The sequence below is a fragment of the Brevundimonas subvibrioides ATCC 15264 genome (assembly GCF_000144605.1).
Classification (GTDB): domain Bacteria; phylum Pseudomonadota; class Alphaproteobacteria; order Caulobacterales; family Caulobacteraceae; genus Brevundimonas; species Brevundimonas subvibrioides.
The window spans coordinates 126,793-143,926 of sequence record NC_014375.1 but is presented as its reverse complement, the minus strand read 5'-3'; the positions used below and the strand labels follow the sequence as shown (position 1 = coordinate 143,926).

Genomic DNA, 17,134 nt, shown 5'->3' with positions numbered 1-17,134 from the left:
GACGCCTTCTACTGCCTACTCCCTACTGCCTACTGCCTACTGCCTCGTTTTCAGGCGTTCGCGGCCGTCGGCATTTCGGACGCGCGCTGGAAGGCCAGGGCGATCAGGCGGTCCCAGCCCAGCAGCGACACGAGGTGGGCGTAGATCTGGCCCAGGGCGCCGTTGTCGCGCAGCTCGGCCAGCTTCTCGGGCGACAGGGCCTTCAGCTTCTCTTCCGACACGGCGAAATAGTCGGCCAGCTTCTGCGGTTGACCGGGGTTGCCCTTCTCGTCGCGCGGCGTGAACACGGCCTCGCGCACGTCGAACAGGTCCAGTTCGGTCAGCAGGGCGACGAAGCTGTCGGTGCGCTGGCGCTCCTGCTCGAAGTTGTTGCAGAACTCCATCGCCTGGGTGACGTATTCGGTCGGCTGGCCGTTCTCGAACAGCGGCACGCTGCCGCCCTCGGCGATGAAGGGCGCGGCGCGATCGATGCACAGGATCAGGCGACCCTGATCGGCGTCGTTGGCGAACACGAACGGATAGCGGCGGACATAGGCCGGGATGTAGGCCTCGGGACGGAAGTCACCGGCGGCGCTGACGTACAGGTTCTCGCCCTGGCGCAGGCCCATGACGGCGCACGGTTGCTTGGTCTCGCCCAAGAAGACGATCGGGTAGGACAGGGCGCCCGGCGCAAACTCGGTCACGGTGATCGGCACGACGTGCGAGGCGCCGACGAAGGCATAGGGCTTGTCCAGCGCATTGACGCCCAGCTTGCCGTGCAGTTCGGCCGACAGGGGCTCCGGCTGCGCATAGAACAGGACGTTGCCGTCCAGCTGGGGCATGCCGTTCGGGGCGGACGTGGTGGTGTCGGTCATGGACGCGGGCTCTGGAATTGCGGGAAGGCGCGCTTCTAGCCGAACACGCCGGTTCGGGCAAACGGGGGCGCAGATGCCCTGCCGGATTCACGCGGCAGGGCATCTCGCCTCGTCGTTTTTCCCCGGGCGATCACGGTTCAGAACCGGTAGGCGACCCCCACGCGCAGGTTCCGGCCCGGCATGGGCGCGATGTCCTTCAGGAAGGAGACATGCTCGCGGGCCTCCTCGTCGGTCAGGTTGCGCGCCTCGGCGAAGACCGTGACGTTGCGATCGGCCAGCGGACGCCAGGCACCGGTCAGGTTGACGAGGGTATAGCTGTCGGTCCCGATCTCGAACGCGGCCAGCTCGTCCTGCTCGCCGACGTGGCGCACCTCCAGCCCGGCGTCGAAGGCCGTCGAGGCATAGGCGACGCGCCCGGTGACCGAATACGGAGGAATGCGGGCCGCGGGCCCCAGGTCGGTGTCGGCATGGACATAGTCGACCTGGCCTTCCAGCGAGACGGTGCGGTCGCCGCTGGACCAGACGGCATAGGAGCCCTCGGCCTCGAAGCCATAGAATTCCGCGTCGGTCTGGATGAACTGGAAGACGGGAAAGTCCTCGCCGCCGTCCGAGAAGATCGCGCCGGTCGGCCGCTCGTCGATGAAGCCGTCATAGCGCGAGCCATAGACGTGCAGGTCGCCCTCGAACGCGCCCTTTGCATAGTGGATCGTGCCCTCGAGGGTCGTGACCTTCTCGGTGTCGAGGGTCGGATCGCCCGTCTCGTAGGCAGCCGTGGCTATGTGCAGCCCGTCGGCGAACAGCTCGACCTCGCTGGGCGCGCGCTCGTTGCGGGCCAGGCTCAGGGCCACGAACAGGCCAGGCGCCGGCCGGGCGAAGGCGGCGATGGAGGCCGATACGTTGTCGTACTCGCGCTCGATCTCGGTCGTCGTGCCCAGCGGCGTGGCGGTCAGGGTGCGGCGGTCGAAGCGCAGGCCGCCCTCGAACCCGGTCGCGCCGCGGTCATAGCGCTGGATCGCATAGATCCCCTGTTCCTCGATGTGGGTCGACGGCACATAGGCCTCGTCGCCGATCGCGGAGAAGTCGCGGGACAGGGCCTGGACGCCGATGCCGCCGTTCCAGGCCCCGGTCTCGCCGACCGGCCGCTCGCGCTGGACCAGGTCGATCCGGCCTTCCTGGCCGTCGGAGTTGAAGATGGTGCCCGGTTCGCCCGGACCCTCGAACTCGGTGTGGGTGTATTCGGCATGGCCGTAGTTGCCGCGCAGGGCCGAGAAGGGGCCGGCGTCGAAGCGGTACTCGCCCCGGACGTCCTCGCGCGTCTGGTTCAGCTGGATGAAGACGTCGGGTTCGGCCACCGTGCCGTACTGGCTGTCGGTCTCCTTGTAGGAGGCCCCGATGAAGCCCTTGGTGCCGACATATGAGCCGCCGGCGCCCCAGGCCTGCAGTTCCGTCGCGCTGTTGGGCTGGGTGTCGTTGTCGTCGCGCGCCACGCCGTCCAGCGCGGCCTTGCGCGCCGACAGCGACGGCGAGGGGATGGAATAGTCGTCGGTCCGGCGATCGACGCCGTCGACGTTGAAGACGAACGGCCCCGCCCCGAACGTCAGGCGACCGAAGATCGACCGGCCGTCGTCGACGCTGGAGGCCTGGGTCGAGATCACGCCGTCGACGCCGCCCTCCGGCTGCTCGCTCGGCACCCGTCCGTCGATGATGTTGACGACGCCGCCGATGGCGGATCCGCCATAGATCAGGGTGGAGGGTCCGCGCACCACCTCGATCCGGCTGGCCTCGGCCGGGTCCGTGGCCACCGCGTGGTCGGGCGAGACCGAACTGGCGTCGATCAGGCCGATGCCGTTCGACAGCACCTGGACGCGCGGTCCCGACAGACCCCGGATGACGGGGCGGCTGGCCCCCGGCGCGAAGCTGGTCGAGCGCAGGCCGGGCTGGCTGGACAGCAGGTCGCCCAGGGACTGGGCCGGGGCCACGGCCAGGGCCTGCTCGTCCACCACGTCGGTGGCGATCACGGAGGCGCGCTGGCTGACGCCATAGGGCGCGGCCGTGACGATGATGTCGTCCACCTGGTCCGCACGGGGTGCGGACTGGGCGGCCGCCACGCCGGCGAGGGCCGTCCAGGCGGATGCGGTGGACAGGAGGACGCGAAGGGAGGTGCGGGCAGTGGGCATGGCGTGGGGTCCGGAAGCGGGGAGGGCTCGTGGTTTGTGTTATGAGATAACATCACGCTCCGTCAAGCGGCCATGGTTGCGGTTGTCGCCGTCCCGCCCTAGCTGTGGCCCATGGGTTCCTCCTGCGATCACGACCATGCCCCGGGCGGCCTGACGGCCACCGAGGTCGGCCGCGCCCTCGACCTGGCCGAAAGCCGCTGCGTGGCCGAAGGCGAGCGGATGACCGCGCCGCGCCGCCGCGTGCTGGAGCTGCTGCTCGACGCGGGCGAGCCGGTGAAGGCCTATGACCTGATCGCCCGGTTCGGCACCGACGGCACCGCCGCCAAGCCGCCGACCGTCTATCGGGCGCTGGAGTTCCTGGAAAAGCAGGGCATGGCGCACAGGATCGCGTCGATCAGCGCCTATGTGGCCTGTTCGGTGGGCGACCGCGCCCATGCCGCGGCCTTCCTGATCTGCGACTGCTGCGGCGCGACCGAGGAGGTGACCCCGCCGCAGGGCGAGGCCCTGCAGCAGGCCGCGACCGCGTCGGGCTATCTGCTGGAACGGACCACCATCGAGGGCCACGGCCGATGCCCGGCGTGCCGGGTCGCCGCATAGGGTCTTCCTCGCTGGCGTCCGGCCCTGCGACTCCCTAGGTTCTGTCCATGGACGCCGCCCGGCTCTTCCCGCCACGTCGCCTGAGCGTTCCCATCGATAACCGATGGGGCGGTGGAACCATGGCGGTGCTGGACTTCGGCGATCCGAAGCGCCCGGTGGACCTTGTCTTCAGCCACGCCAACGGCTTCAACGCCGTCACCTATCGCTCCATCCTGGCCCCGCTGGCCTCGTCGTTGCGGATCCTCGCCCCCGATCTGCGCGGCCACGGGGCGACCCGGCTGCCGACGGCCATGGACGGCCGACGCGCCTGGCACGATCACCGCGACGACCTGATCTCGCTGCTGGACGCCTTCCCGGGCCCGCCGGTGGTCATGGCCGGGCATTCGATGGGCGGCACGTCCAGCCTGCTGGCCGCCGCCGAGCGCCCCGACCGGGTGTCGCAGCTGGTCCTGTTCGATCCGGTGATCTGGGGCGGGCTGACCAACGTGCTGTTCCGCACGCCCCTGCTGCGCCGCTTCAGCGACCGCATTCCGCTGGTGAAGAGCGCCCGTCGACGCCGCGCCGTCTTCGACAGCCGCGAACAGGCCCTGGCCGCCTATCGCGGGCGCGGGGCCTTCAAGGGCTGGCCGGATACGGTGCTGGTCGACTATCTGGCCGACGGCCTGACCGCCGCGGACGAGGGCTTTGCCCTGAGCTGCGCCCCGGCCTGGGAGGCCTCGAACTTCGTGTCCCAGGGTCACGACCCATGGCGCGCGATGCGGACCTATCGCAAGCCCATCCGCATCCTGAAGGCCGCCACGGGCTCGATCACCCAGATCCCGGCCCACCCGCGCGGCCTGCCGCACGTCTCGGTCGAGACCGTGGCCGACACGGGGCATCTGTTTCCCATGACCCGGGCCGACGTGGTGCGCGACGCCCTGTTCGACGCGGCGGTCTGACGCGACACCGGGATCCGGCGTCAGGTCTTGGGCAGGCTGGCCTCATAGGCCTTGCGATCGCGCAGGATGGCGGCGGCGCGCGCGTCCCGCTCCAGCTTCAGGCGATCCTCGATGGCGACCAGTTCACGGTTCTGTTCGGCCGACGCCTCGGCGCGGCTGACCCCGGCCGGCCGCTTGGTGATGTCGGGCAGATAGATCGGCTGAACGCATTCGCGCCCCTCGGCGTACCACCAGCGCCCGCTGTCGATGCATTTGTCTTCCGGATCGACGTAGAACCGCTGCACAGCGAACAGACCCACCATCAGCAGGGCGAACAGGCCGAAGAACAGTCCGCCGATGCGGCGCGCGGTCAGGAAGCGGTTCATCTCAAATCATATCCCGGTGCGACGCCCGATCACGCCACGTTACGTTGACAGGCCGGTTCGCCCGTTCCATTCCCTGCGCCAACATTCCGGCGATCCTATGGACAGGCAAACATGAAGGTTCTCGTCCCCGTCAAACGGGTGATCGACTATAACGTCAAGGCCCGCGTCAAGGCCGACCAGACCGGCGTCGATCTCGCCAACGTCAAGATGAGCATGAATCCGTTCGACGAAATCGCCGTCGAGGAGGCGGTTCGTCTGAAGGAAGGCAAGGAGCACCACGCCGCCGGCACCGTGACCGAGATCGTGGTCGTCTCCATCGGCGTGACCCAGGCCCAGGAAACCATCCGCACGGCGCTGGCCATGGGGGCCGACCGCGGCATCCTGATCCAGGCCGACACCGACCTCGAGCCTCTGGCCGTCGCCAAGCTGCTGAAGGCCGTGGTCGACGAGGAGAAGCCGGACCTGGTCCTGATGGGCAAGCAGTCGATCGACGGCGACAACAACGCCGTGGGTCAGATGCTGGCCGCCCTGCTGGACTGGCCCCAGGCCACCTTCGCCGCGAAGATCGAGATCGCGGACGGCAAGGCCAAGGTCACCCGCGAGGTCGACGGCGGCAACCAGACCCTGTCGGCGGCCCTGCCGGCCGTCATCACCGTGGACCTGCGCCTGAACACCCCGCGCTATGCCTCCCTGCCCAACATCATGAAGGCCAAGAAGAAGGAGATCGCCATGAAGGCGGTCGCCGACTACGGCGTCGACACGGCCAACCGTCTGACCGTGCTCAAGGTCACCGCCCCGCCGGTCCGCTCGGCCGGGATCAAGGTCGCCGACGCCGCCGAACTCGTGTCCAAGCTCAAGACCGTGGGAGCCCTGTAAATGGCCGTTCTCGTCATCGCCGATCACGACGCCACTCACGTCCGCGACACCACCCACAAGACGGTCACCGCCGCCCTCGCGCTGAGCCCCGACGTCGACGTCCTGGTCGTCGGCCAGGGCTCGAAGGTCGTCGCCGATGCGGCCGCGCAGATCGCGGGCGTCCGCAAGGTCCTGCTGGCCGAGAGCGGCGAGCTGGGTCACACCCTGGCCGAGGCCGTCACGGCCACGGTCGTGCCGCTGATGGCCGACTATGACGCCGTGCTGTCGCCGGCCACCATGGACGGCAAGAACTTCATGCCGCGCATCGCCGCGAAACTGGACGTGGCCCCGATCTCGGACATCGTCGAGGTCGTCTCGGGCGACACGTTCATCCGTCCGATCTACGCCGGCAACGCGCTGGAGACCGTGCAGTCCTCGGACGGCAAGAAGGTCATCACCGTGCGCGCGACGGCCTTCACCCCGGCCGCGGAGGGCGGTTCGGCCGCCGTCGAGACCGTGACGGGCACCGATGCGGGCAAGGCCGGCTTCGTCGGCGAGGAACTGGTCAAGTCCGACCGTCCCGAACTGGGGGCCGCCAAGATCGTCGTCTCCGGCGGTCGCGCCCTGGGCTCGGCCGAGGAGTTCCATGCCGTGATCGAGCCCCTGGCCGACCGGCTGGGGGCCGCCGTCGGGGCCTCGCGCGCCGCCGTGGACGCCGGCTATGCTCCCAACGACTACCAGGTCGGCCAGACCGGCAAGGTCGTCGCCCCGGGTCTCTACATCGCCGTGGGCATCTCGGGGGCCATCCAGCACCTGGCCGGCATGAAGGACTCCAAGGTCATCGTCGCCATCAACAAGGACGCTGACGCCCCGATCTTCCAGGTCGCGGACTACGGCATCGTCGGCGACTACAAGACCATCGTGCCGGAGCTGATGTCCGCCCTGGGCTAGAGCGATGCTTCGGCGCAACCCGAGCCATCGGTGGTTCATGCGTGGCATAGGGGGGCCACTGCTGCCGCGCACATGGGAGGGCTGGTTGATTGTCGGCATCGCAGGCGGAGCCTGTGTCGCGTTAATCGCCTTGCTGAGCTGAGTTCACCGGATCTTGGAGGGCGCGGCACCGCAAGGTCCGCGCCCTTTTTTCGTTCTGGCACACAGGCCTCTTGACTCATTTCGACGTTTAGCTAATTGTCGATTCATGAGCTCGGTGTTCAAGGCCCTTTCCGATCCGACCCGTCGCCGGGTGCTTCAGCTGCTCCGCCAGGGGCCGATGACGGCCGGCGAGATCAGCGACCGTTTCGACGTCTCGAAGCCGACCATGTCGGCGCATTTCGCGGTGTTGAAAGAGGCCGACCTGGTCCACGCCGAGAAAGCCGGAAAGACGGTCGTCTATCACCTGAAACTGTCTGTGCTCGAAGAGGCCCTGCTGGGCTTCGTCCATTCGTTCGGTCTCGACGCCCGGCCGTCGACGCCCCCAGAGGAGCCTGCGAAATGAACAAGGACCTGATCAACAGCCTGGCCTGGGGCGGCGGCATCGTCGCCCTGGCGCTGGGTGCCAGTTTCGCCCGCAGCCAGGGCTATATCGACCATGAGACCACCCTGCGGATCGTGCTGGGGGCCACCGGCCTGATGATCGTCGCGTTCGGCAACCGCATCCCCAAGACCTTCGTCCCGGGCGCCGGTGCGCGGAAAGCTCAGCGCGTCGCCGCCTGGTCCATGGTGATCAGCGGCCTCGTCTATACGGCAGCCTTCCTCTTCGCGCCGATCGCGACGGCGGTGATGATCGGCTGCGGCGCGGTGATCGCCGGGATCGCCGTCACCTTCGGCTACTGCCTGTCGCTGCGGAGCCGGGCCCGGGCCGCTTGAACCCATCATGGCGCGCCTCCCCGTCAGATTGACCCCCGGGGCCTCGACCGACCGCATCGACGGCTGGGATGCAGACCCCGAGGGTCGGCCCGTCCTCAAGGTCCGGGTCCGCGCCCGCCCGGTCGAGGGCGAGGCGAATGCGGCCCTGATCCTGCTGCTGGCGAAGGCCCTCGGCGTGCCCCGCTCGACCGTATCCCTTGCGCGCGGCGGACAGTCGCGGCTGAAGATGATCGAGGTCGAAGGCCTGGACGACGCGGGGCTGCGGGCCCGTCTTACCGATCTGTAACATTTCCGCCTTTGACGGACGACGCCGTAGGCCTTTGTAATCCTCCCTCGTTCGGTGCCGTCGGCATCACAGGGGAGCGTTCCATGATCCGTCACGCCTTGCGGGGCCCCAGCCTCGCCGTCTTCGCCTGCGCGCTGGCGCTATCGGCCTGTGCCACCACCGGGGACGGGGCCGCAAGCCCCGACGGATCGGACGAGGCGGAGGCCTCGAGCGAGCGGACCCTGGCCACCGGCCTGGACTACGCCGCCAACCCGGACCCCTATCCCTCCACCTATCAACCGTTGCCGCGCGACAACGTCGCCATCGTCGGCGGAACGGTCCTGACCGGCACCGACCAGCGGATCGAGGCCGGCGTGGTCCTGGTCTCGGACGGCAAGGTCGAGGCGGTCGGCCCGGCCTCGACCCCGGTGCCCGCCGGATACCGCGTCGTCGACGCGCGCGGCCGGTTCGTCACCCCGGGCATCATCGACGTCCACTCCCACCTCGGCGTCTATCCCTCGCCCGGCGTCAGCGGCATGAGCGACGGCAACGAGGCGACCAGCCCGAACACCGCCCAGGTCTGGGCCGAGCATTCGATCTGGCCCCAGGATCCGGGCTTCAACACCGCCCGCGCGGGCGGCATCACCACGCTGCAGATCCTGCCCGGATCGGCCAACCTGTTCGGCGGCCGCTCGGTCACCGTCCGCAACATCCCCTCCATCACCATGCAGGGCATGAAGTTCCCGGGCGCGCCCTATGGCGTGAAAATGGCCTGCGGCGAGAACCCCAGCCGCGTCTATGGCGGCCGCAACCAGTCGCCCGCCACCGGCATGGGCAATGTCGCCGGCTACCGCGCCGCCTTCATCGCCGCCCAGGACTATCGCGACAAATGGGACAAGTGGCGCGAGACGGGCGAGGGCTCGCCGCCCACCCGCAACCTGCAGAACGAGACCCTGGCCGGGGTTCTGGACGGCACCATCATGGTCCAGAACCACTGCTATCGCGCCGACGAGATGGCCGTGATGCTCGATATCGCCAAGGAGTTCGGCTACCGGATCACGGCCTTCCACCATGCCATCGAGGCCTACAAACTGGCTCCGCAACTGGCCGCGGCCGGGGTCTGCGCCGACATGTGGACCGGCTGGTGGGGCTTCAAGATGGAGGCCCTGGACGGGATCGAGGCGAACGTCGCCCTCGTTGATGCGCCCGAAGGCTCCTGCGCCGTCATCCACTCCGACGACGCCCAGCTGACCCAGCGCCTGAACCAGGAGGCCGCCGCGGCCCTGGCCGCCGGCCGCGCCGCCGGGCTGGACATCACCGAGGCCCACGCCATCAGCTGGATCACCTCCAACGCCGCCCGCTCCATCGGCATCGGTGACGAGACGGGCTCGCTGGAGCCCGGCAAGCGCGGCGACGTCGTGATCTGGAGCGCCAATCCGTTCAGCGTCTATGCCCGCGCCGACCAGGTCTTCATCGACGGGGCCCTGACCTTCGACCGGTTCGATCCCCGCTATCAGCCCGTCTCGGACTTCGAACTGGGCCAGCCCGGCTTCGGCCTGGTCGCCGCCACCGTGAACGAAGGAGCCCGCTGATGCGTCGTCTCGCCCTGATCTCGCTGACGGCGCTCGCCCTGTCGGCCATGCCCGCCCTCGCCCAGGAGCTGACCGCCATCACCGGCGGCCGGGTCCTGACCGGCACCTCGATCATCGAGAACGGCACCGTCGTGATCCAGAACGGCCGCGTCGTCTCCGTCGGCACCGGCGCGGCGCCGTCGGGGGCCCGGATCATCGACGCGCGCGGCAAGGTCGTCGCCCCCGGCTTCGTCGCCGTGGACGCCGGGCTGGGCGCGTCCGAGATCTCGTCCGTCGACGGGTCGGACGACCTGTCCAACCGGGCCAACACCATCTCCGCCTCGTTCGACGTCAGCTACGGCCTCGATCCCTGGTCCTTCACCCTGCCGGTGGCGCGTCTGGGCGGCATCACCCGGGCCATCGTCATGCCGAACCACGCGGGTTCGGGCGGCGGCGGCCTGCACCAGGACGATGGCGAGGTCGAGTTCGCGGGTGCCGGCGACGGCGGCTACCAGACGCCCGGCCTGTTCGCGGGCACGGCCTCGGTGATCCATCTGGCCGCCGGGACCGACATTCTGGTCAAGCCACGCGTGGCCATGGTCGCCCCGTTCGGCGAAGCGGGGGCCGGCATCGCCGGGGGCGCGCGCGGCGCCCAGTTCGTCCAGTTCAGGGAGACCCTGTCCGAGGTGCGTCTGTATGCCCGCAACAAGGCCGCCTACGACCGGGCGGGCCTGCGCGACCTCAGCCTGTCCCGCGCCGATCTGGAGGCCCTGATCCCGGTCGCCAACGGCGAGATGCCGGTGGTCGTCACCGTGCGGCGCGCGGCCGACATCCTGCAGGTCCTGCGCCTCGCCGACGAGGAGGGGGTCAAGGTCATCCTCGACGGCGCCGACGAAGGCTGGCTGGTCGCGCCCCAGATCGCGGCGGCCGGCGTGCCCGTGCTGCTGAACCCGATCGACAACCTGCCCGGCAGCATCGAGACCCGCGCCTCCCGCATGGAGAACGCCGCGGCCCTGAACGCGGCGGGCGTGGTCATCGCCATCAAGGGCAATGGCGTCCACCGGGCCCGCGAGGCCCGCTACAACGCCGGAAACGCGGTCTCGCACGGCCTGCCGTTCGAGGCGGCGATCGCGGCCCTGACCGTCAACCCGGCCCGCATCTTCGGCATGGGCGGACAGTTCGGCGAGCTGCGCGCCGGGGCCGCCGCCGACGTGGTGGTCTGGTCCGGCGACCCGCTGGAGCCCCTGTCCCTGGTCACCGCCGAGTTCATCAACGGCCAGGAACAGTCCCTGACCAGCCGCCAGATGCTGCTGCGCGACCGCTATCGCGCGGGCGGACGGGTCAACGGCGGCATGCCGGTGGCGTACGGCAACTAGGACCCTCTCCCTCCCCCTCGGGGGAGGGTGGCTGAGCGAAGCGAGGCCGGGTGGGGGCGGCGAGGCAAGGCCGCACAGGTCTGTATCTGGATCGCCGTGCCCTCCCCACCCCGCCATCGCTGCGCGCTGACGACCCTCCCCCGAGGGGGAGGGAGACGTCCGTCGTACGCCCGCCTGTAATTCGCCGCTCTCTTCGCCTATAGGCGGCGCTCAAGCAGCGAGGCTCCGCGAGCCGAGCGGTAGCGCCCCTCTTAGAAATACCCGAATGAAGTTCCTCGACCAGGCCAAGATCTACATCCGCTCCGGCAACGGCGGGGCGGGCTCCGTCTCGTTCCGGCGGGAGAAATTCATCCCGAACGGCGGGCCGGACGGCGGCGACGGCGGCAATGGCGGCAACGTCTGGGTCGAGGCCGTGGACGGTCTAAACACCCTGATCGACTATCGCTACCAGCAGCATTTCAAGGCCCCGACCGGCGGCCACGGCCAGGGCCGCCAGATGCACGGGGCCAAGGGCGAGGACATCGTGCTGAAGGTCCCGGTCGGCACCCAGGTGCTGGGCGAGGACAAGGAGACGGTCGTGCTCGACATGGTCGAGGCGGGCCAGAAGGAGCTGCTGCTCAGCGGCGGCAACGGCGGCTGGGGCAATGTCCGCTTCAAGGGCCCGATCAACCAGGCCCCGCGCCACGCCAACCCCGGCCAGGAAGGCCAGGAGATGTGGATCTGGCTGCGGCTGAAGCTGATCGCCGACATCGGCCTGGCGGGCCTGCCCAACGCCGGCAAGTCGACCTTCCTCGCCGCCGCCTCCGCCGCCCGGCCCAAGATCGCCGACTATCCGTTCACGACGCTGGCCCCCAACCTCGGCATGGTCGACCTGTCGCCGGGCGAGCGGTTCGTCATCGCCGACATCCCCGGCCTGATCGAGGGTGCGTCCGAGGGGGCGGGGCTGGGTACCCGGTTCCTGGGCCACGTCGAACGCTCGGCCTCGTTGATCCACCTGATCGACGGCACCCAGGACGATGTCGCCGAGGCTTACCGCATCATCCGCGGCGAGCTGGACGCCTACGGAGAGGGCCTGGCCGACAAGCAGGAGATCCTGGCGCTGAACAAGATCGACGCCCTGACCCCCGAGGCGCGCGAGGAGAAGGCCGCCGAACTGGCCGCCGTCGCCGGTCGCCGGCCCATGCTGGTCTCGGGCGTGTCGGGCGAGGGCGTGCCCGAACTGCTCCGCGCCGCCTGGGCCGAGGTCCGCAAGACCCGTGGCGAGATCGACGAGGAAGGCGACGAGATCGAGACCTTCGCCGACGGCTGGAAGCCCTGATCCAGAGCTTGATCGCTTGAGATGGGTCCCGGCGCGGGTCCGCCGAAAGCGTGACCCGGACTCGCTGAAACCGGGAACCGCATCGGTCCTTCGTCCGCTCCTTCCCCCGCAAGGAGCCAGCATGACCGATAGAGACCAGACCCGCGGCCGCGAGAAGAACGGGGCCATTCCCGGCGGCAAGCCCGATGCCTCGACGTCGGATCAGGCCGTCGAACGCACCGGCAAACAGGGCCGCGAGAACGCGGGCCCTGACGGCCCCGATCCCACGGTGGTGGGCGACACCTTCAAGAAAACCGGCGGCTGACGGGCGACAAGCGCGCCGGGGCCGTGTTAGCTGCGGACCTGTTTGCTCATTCGTGAGCATAACCGCCCTCCGGCCCTGACCCGAGACCCGCCGCTTGTCCTTCTTTCATGCCGGTCCCGCGCCCAAGGCCAGCGGTCCCAGACCCGGAGCCCTGAGGGACGGGCTGGACCTCCGCCCCGGCATGCGGGTCGGGCTGTTCGGCGGGTCGTTCAATCCGGCGCACGACGGCCACGCCCATGTGGCGGAGACCGCGATGCGGCGGCTGGATCTCGATCGCGTCGTCTGGCTGGTCTCGCCCCAGAATCCGCTGAAGGATGCCCGCCAGACCGCGCCCCTGGCCGACCGCCTGGCCTCCGCGCGGGCCATCGCTCCGGGCCCGCGCATGATCGTCTCGGACTTCGAGACCCGCGCGGGCACCCGCTGGACGGTCGATACCCTGAGAGCGCTGAAGGCGCGGCATCCGGGGGTGCGCTTCGTCTGGCTGATGGGGTCCGACAATCTGGAGAGCTTTCATCGCTGGCGCGGCTGGACCGACATCATGCGCATGATGCCCGTGGCCGTCGTGGCCCGGCCCGGATCCCTGCTGGAGAGCCGCTCGGCCCCGGCTGCCCGCCGCTTCGCCGGCCACCGCGTCGCGTCGGAAGAGGCGCGGATGCTGCCCCTGATGGGCGCCCCGGCCTGGACCTATCTGACCGCCCCCCTGAACCCGAGTTCGTCCACAGCGCTGCGGGCCAAAGCCCAAAGGTGACCTTTCCGGGCTTTCATGCTAGAGAGCCTCTTTAGTGAACCCGCCCGGAGCCTTCCGCTGACCCCCTCGCCCGCGCACGACGCGCAAGACCATCCCGTTCAGGACGACGCCGTTTCCAACACGGCCCACGAGATGGACCCGATCGAACCCATCCACGCCGAGGACGGCGACGACGGTTCGGACGAAGACCTTTCCGACGATTCCGCCGCCGACTTCCCGTTGTTCAACGCGGATTCCGACGACGCCGACGACGCCTCGAACTTCGACCGGCAGGGCGAGGTGCCCACCGGATCGAACCCGCTGGAGATCGCCCTCCTGTCCAAGCTGGACGAGGACAAGGCCCAGGACATCGTCCTGATCGACCTGAAGGGGAAATCCCCGATGGCCGACACCATGATCGTGGCCTCCGGCCGCTCGCACCGTCACGTCGGCGCCCTGGCCGACCACCTGCTGCGCACACTGAAGGAACAGGGTCTGGGCCGCGCCAAGGTCGAGGGCCTGCCGCACTGCGACTGGGTTCTGATCGACGCCGGCGACGTCATCGTCCACCTGTTCCGCCCCGAAGTCCGGATGTTCTACAACATCGAGAAGATCTGGGCTGTCGACAGCGCGCACCGGACGGCGCAGGCGTAAAAACCCTTCTCCCCCTGCGGGAGAAGGTGGCCGAGCGAAGCGAGGTCGGATGAGGGGTCACCACGACGCCCGAAGTTGCGGAGCCTGACCCTCATCTCGAACGCCAACTTGACCCCTCATCCGTCAGCCTTCGGCTGCCACCTTCTCCCGCAAGGGGAGAAGGGACGCCGATGAAACTCGCCATCGTCGCCATCGGCAAACCCGGTCGCGGTCCCGAAGCCACGCTCGCGACCGACTATGCCGCCCGCGCCACCGCCGCCGGGCGGGCGCTCGGGCTCGGCCCGCTTGATCTGGTCGACCTCGACCCGCGCAAGCCCGGCAAGGCGCCGGAGGCCGAACTGATCCTGGCCGCAGCGGAAGGGGCGCACCTGATCGCCTGCGACGAACGGGGCAGGACCTATCCCAGCCGCGCCTTCGCCGACCACATCGCCACCCTGCGCGACCGGGGCGAGCGGCGACTGGTCTTCGCCATCGGCGGGGCGGACGGGCTGGACGCCTCGGTCCTGGCCGCCGCCGGATCGACCCTGGCCTTCGGGCCCCAGACCTGGCCGCACGCCCTGGCCCGCGCGATGCTGGCCGAACAGCTGTACCGGGCCGTGACGATCCTGGCCGGATCACCCTATCATCGCGACTGATGAATAGGCCTGTCCTCCTGTCCCTGCTGATCGCCCTGTCGGCCCTGCCGGCGGCGGCATCGGTGCAGGAGGATCTGGAGCAGCTTCAGGCCCGCTACCGCGACGAGGTCATTCGCGCTCGCCGCCTGCGCGCCGACGCGGCCGAGGCCACCGTCTCCCTCGCCGCGCTCGACCGTCAGCTGGCCTCCCTGCGGCGCGACCAGACGGCCGACGACATCCAGATGTCGTCCCAGCGCCAGCGTCTGCGCGACCTGTCCCGACGCGAGGCCGCCATCGTCACCGAACTGGCCCGCACGCGGGATGCGCAGGGCCGGCTGTTCTCGGCCCTGCAGATGATGAGCCGCCGTCCGCCGCCGCCCCTGCTGATCCCGGCGGACGAGGCGGTCGACAGCGTGCGCGCCGCCATCCTGATGAAGGCCATGGCCCCCGCGCTTCAGCGCCGCGCCGCCGGCTTCGATGCGCGTCAGGCCGAGGTGCGCCGCATCCGCCGCCTCGCCGTCCTGGCCAGCGAGCGCCTGCTGACCAGCGAGAGCGCGCAAGGGGATCGCCGGGCCGAGATCGAGGATCTGGTCGCCCGCCGCGCCGCCCTTCTGGCCGTGCTGAAGGCCGACGCCGACCGGGCCGAGCGCGCCTCGGCGGCGCTGGAAACCCGCATCCGCAATCTGGGGGGCCGCCCCGCCGACGTGGCCCGGTCCGAGGACGCCACCCCCGCCATGCGCCTGCCCGCCGGTCGCGCCCGCCTGACGCCGCCGGTCGCGGGATCGCCGACGGTCCGGTTCGGACGCGGATCCAGCGGCTGGCGCTGGCCCTCGTCGGCCGGGCCGGTCACATCGCCCGCCGCCGCCCGGGTCGACTATGCCGGTCCACTGAGCGGCTGGGGCCAGGTGGTCATCCTCGATCTCGGGCCCGGCTGGCGGGCCGTGATCGCGGGTCTGGACGGGGTTTCGGTCACCGCCGGGGACCGGATCGCCGACGGCCAGCCGGTCGGGACCGGAACGGCGGGCGGAGAGGTCTATCTGGAACTGCGCCGCGAGGATCGCCCCATCGATCCGGCTCCCTATCTCTAAAGAGCGGAAACAGGCGAAACCGCTTCCCAACCCCGCCGCGCACTGATTTTATCCACCGACGCGGCGTCGCCACGATTTCATCGTGACATGCCGTTCCACGACGTTTCCGCCGGATCGGCGGGCTGAAAGAGACCGAATGCGTAAACTGCTCATCGCCGGTGGCACCGTCCTCGCCCTGGGCCTCAGCGGGATGACCGTGGCGTCCCAGACGCCGCGAAACGAGACCTTCCGCATGCTGCAGCTGTTCGGCGACACCCTGGCGGTGGTCGAGCAGTATTACGTGGTCCCGGTCGACAACAAGAAGCTGATCGAGGCGGCGCTGGCGGGCATGATGACCGCGCTGGATCCCCACTCCAACTATCTGTCGCCGGACGGATTTGGCGACCTGCAGGAGCGCACCACCGGCGAGTATTCGGGCGTCGGCCTGACCATCTCGGCCGAGGGGGGCTTGGTGAAGGTCATTTCGCCGATGGACGACAGCCCCGCCGCCCGCGCGGGCGTCAAGGCGGGCGACATCATCTCGGCCATCGACGGCCAGAACGCCTCGGGCCTGACGGTCTCCCAGGTGTCGGACAAGCTGCGCGGCGCCATGGGCACCTCGGTCAAGGTCACCTTCCTGCGCGACGGCGAGGAGCCGCTGGAAACCACCCTCGTCCGCGAGGTCATCAAGGTCGAGAGCGTCACCGGGCGGCTGGAGGGCGATTTCGGCTATCTGCGTATCTCGACCTTCAACGAGAACACCGGCCGTGAACTGGCCGCCGCGATCGAGAAGATCAAGACCGAGAAGCCCGACGTGAAGGGCTTCGTCCTGGATCTGCGGAACAACGGGGGCGGGCTGCTGACCGCCGCCATCGACGTGTCCGACGCCTTCCTGGAACGCGGCGAGATCGTCAGCCAGCGGGGGCGCAAGCCCGACCAGATCGAACGCTATGCCGCCCGGTCCGGCGACCTGACCGGCGGCCTGCCGCTGGTGGTTCTGATCAACTACGGTTCGGCCTCGGCGTCCGAGATCGTGGCGGGCGCCCTGAAGGACCAGGAGCGGGCGACGCTGGTCGGCCTGACCAGCTTCGGCAAGGGCTCGGTCCAGACCGTGATCCCCCTGCGCAACGGCCAGGACGGAGCCCTGTCGATCACGACGGCGCGCTACTACACGCCGTCGGGGGCCTCGATCCAGAAGATCGGCATCGAGCCGGACCTCGAGGTGGCCCGCAACGAGGCCGAGGCCCGTATCGTCTCGCGCTCCAGCTTCATCTATTCCGAAGCCGCCTATGCCACAGCGCTGGACGCCTCCATCGGGGCCGAACGCAAGGGAGCGCACACCCCGCGCGAGGCCCCGGGCGAGGACTACGACAAGGACGCCGACTACCAGTTGCAGCGGGCGCTCGACGTGCTGCGCGCCGGTGGCGACCTGACCCGCCTGGCCGCCGCACCCGAGGGCATCGTCATCAGCGACGGCACGGTCCAGACCGCCGCCGTCGACACGACGGAAGAGCCCGAGGGGGAATAGACAGGACTGACTGGCAAAGACGCGCTCAAGTCGGGAGGCTCCGCGAGCCGACCATAGC

General features: G+C 69.6%; 19 protein-coding genes. 16 read left to right on the top strand and 3 right to left on the bottom strand.

The genetic code is table 11. The annotated features are described in order from the left end of the window. Positions 1-50 precede the first annotated feature (50 nt). Positions 51-854 (bottom strand): SapC family protein, encoded by an 804-nt coding sequence (locus tag BRESU_RS00790; protein WP_013267576.1) that lies wholly within the window; start codon positions 852-854, stop codon positions 51-53. A 137-nt stretch (positions 855-991) separates the two neighbouring features. Then, positions 992-3,031 carry a TonB-dependent receptor gene (locus BRESU_RS00785; RefSeq protein ID WP_013267575.1) on the bottom strand — a complete coding sequence of 680 codons (2,040 nt, stop codon included), beginning with the start codon at positions 3,029-3,031 and terminating at the stop codon, positions 992-994. A 111-nt stretch (positions 3,032-3,142) separates the two neighbouring features. On the opposite strand from BRESU_RS00785, the gene BRESU_RS00780 reads away from it, so the two are divergent. Both BRESU_RS00780 and BRESU_RS00775 read left to right on the top strand, forming a co-directional pair. Then, complete coding sequence (locus BRESU_RS00780) at positions 3,143-3,628, top strand: Fur family transcriptional regulator (protein WP_013267574.1); 486 nt, start codon at positions 3,143-3,145, stop codon at positions 3,626-3,628. Positions 3,629-3,675: 47 nt separating this feature from the next. Then, positions 3,676-4,566, top strand: a complete 891-nt coding sequence (locus BRESU_RS00775) for an alpha/beta hydrolase (protein WP_013267573.1) — start codon at positions 3,676-3,678, stop codon at positions 4,564-4,566. Positions 4,567-4,586: 20 nt separating this feature from the next. Here the strand turns inward: BRESU_RS00775 and BRESU_RS00770 are convergent, their stop codons facing one another. Beyond that, the gene (locus tag BRESU_RS00770) at positions 4,587-4,931 is read right to left on the bottom strand and encodes a hypothetical protein (RefSeq protein ID WP_013267572.1); all 345 of its coding nucleotides are present in this window, start codon (positions 4,929-4,931) and stop codon (positions 4,587-4,589) included. 111 nt (positions 4,932-5,042) lie between these two features. On the opposite strand from BRESU_RS00770, the gene BRESU_RS00765 reads away from it, so the two are divergent. The 14 genes from BRESU_RS00765 to BRESU_RS00700 all read left to right on the top strand — a co-directional run bounded on the left by BRESU_RS00765 (position 5,043) and on the right by BRESU_RS00700 (position 17,076). Beyond that, positions 5,043-5,807: an electron transfer flavoprotein subunit beta/FixA family protein gene (locus tag BRESU_RS00765; RefSeq protein WP_013267571.1), complete on the top strand. Its 765-nt coding sequence runs from the start codon at positions 5,043-5,045 to the stop codon at positions 5,805-5,807. Beyond that, positions 5,808-6,737 carry an electron transfer flavoprotein subunit alpha/FixB family protein gene (locus tag BRESU_RS00760; protein WP_013267570.1) on the top strand — a complete coding sequence of 310 codons (930 nt, stop codon included), beginning with the start codon at positions 5,808-5,810 and terminating at the stop codon, positions 6,735-6,737. It abuts the gene before it with no gap. 247 nt (positions 6,738-6,984) lie between these two features. Beyond that, a complete protein-coding gene (locus tag BRESU_RS00755; protein WP_013267569.1) occupies positions 6,985-7,281 on the top strand; it encodes an autorepressor SdpR family transcription factor in 297 nt (98 codons plus the stop codon). Beyond that, positions 7,278-7,652 (top strand): SdpI family protein, encoded by a 375-nt coding sequence (locus BRESU_RS00750; RefSeq protein WP_013267568.1) that lies wholly within the window; start codon positions 7,278-7,280, stop codon positions 7,650-7,652. Before BRESU_RS00755 ends, BRESU_RS00750 begins: the two co-directional genes overlap by 4 nt. Before the next feature lie 7 nt (positions 7,653-7,659). After that, positions 7,660-7,938 (top strand): DUF167 family protein, encoded by a 279-nt coding sequence (locus BRESU_RS00745; protein WP_013267567.1) that lies wholly within the window; start codon positions 7,660-7,662, stop codon positions 7,936-7,938. Between the two features lie 83 nt (positions 7,939-8,021). Further along, positions 8,022-9,509 carry an amidohydrolase gene (locus BRESU_RS00740; protein WP_013267566.1) on the top strand — a complete coding sequence of 496 codons (1,488 nt, stop codon included), beginning with the start codon at positions 8,022-8,024 and terminating at the stop codon, positions 9,507-9,509. Continuing rightward, complete coding sequence (locus tag BRESU_RS00735; RefSeq protein ID WP_013267565.1) at positions 9,509-10,864, top strand: amidohydrolase family protein; 1,356 nt, start codon at positions 9,509-9,511, stop codon at positions 10,862-10,864. Before BRESU_RS00740 ends, BRESU_RS00735 begins: the two co-directional genes overlap by 1 nt. A gap of 265 nt (positions 10,865-11,129) precedes the next feature. Continuing rightward, a complete protein-coding gene (gene obgE / locus BRESU_RS00730; RefSeq protein WP_013267564.1) occupies positions 11,130-12,182 on the top strand; it encodes a GTPase ObgE in 1,053 nt (350 codons plus the stop codon). Between the two features lie 121 nt (positions 12,183-12,303). After that, positions 12,304-12,486, top strand: a complete 183-nt coding sequence (locus tag BRESU_RS00725) for a hypothetical protein (protein WP_013267563.1) — start codon at positions 12,304-12,306, stop codon at positions 12,484-12,486. A 94-nt stretch (positions 12,487-12,580) separates the two neighbouring features. Continuing rightward, positions 12,581-13,234, top strand: coding sequence for a nicotinate-nucleotide adenylyltransferase (locus BRESU_RS00720; RefSeq protein ID WP_013267562.1), 654 nt, complete (start codon positions 12,581-12,583; stop codon positions 13,232-13,234). 132 nt (positions 13,235-13,366) lie between these two features. Continuing rightward, positions 13,367-13,867, top strand: coding sequence for a ribosome silencing factor (rsfS, locus tag BRESU_RS00715; protein ID WP_083777503.1), 501 nt, complete (start codon positions 13,367-13,369; stop codon positions 13,865-13,867). A gap of 170 nt (positions 13,868-14,037) precedes the next feature. Continuing rightward, positions 14,038-14,502, top strand: coding sequence for a 23S rRNA (pseudouridine(1915)-N(3))-methyltransferase RlmH (gene rlmH, locus BRESU_RS00710; protein WP_013267560.1), 465 nt, complete (start codon positions 14,038-14,040; stop codon positions 14,500-14,502). Then, positions 14,502-15,569, top strand: a complete 1,068-nt coding sequence (locus tag BRESU_RS00705) for a murein hydrolase activator EnvC family protein (RefSeq protein ID WP_013267559.1) — start codon at positions 14,502-14,504, stop codon at positions 15,567-15,569. The genes rlmH and BRESU_RS00705 overlap by 1 nt, the downstream gene beginning before the upstream one ends. A gap of 136 nt (positions 15,570-15,705) precedes the next feature. After that, positions 15,706-17,076, top strand: a complete 1,371-nt coding sequence (locus BRESU_RS00700; RefSeq protein ID WP_013267558.1) for a S41 family peptidase — start codon at positions 15,706-15,708, stop codon at positions 17,074-17,076. The last annotated feature ends 58 nt before the right edge of the window (positions 17,077-17,134 follow it).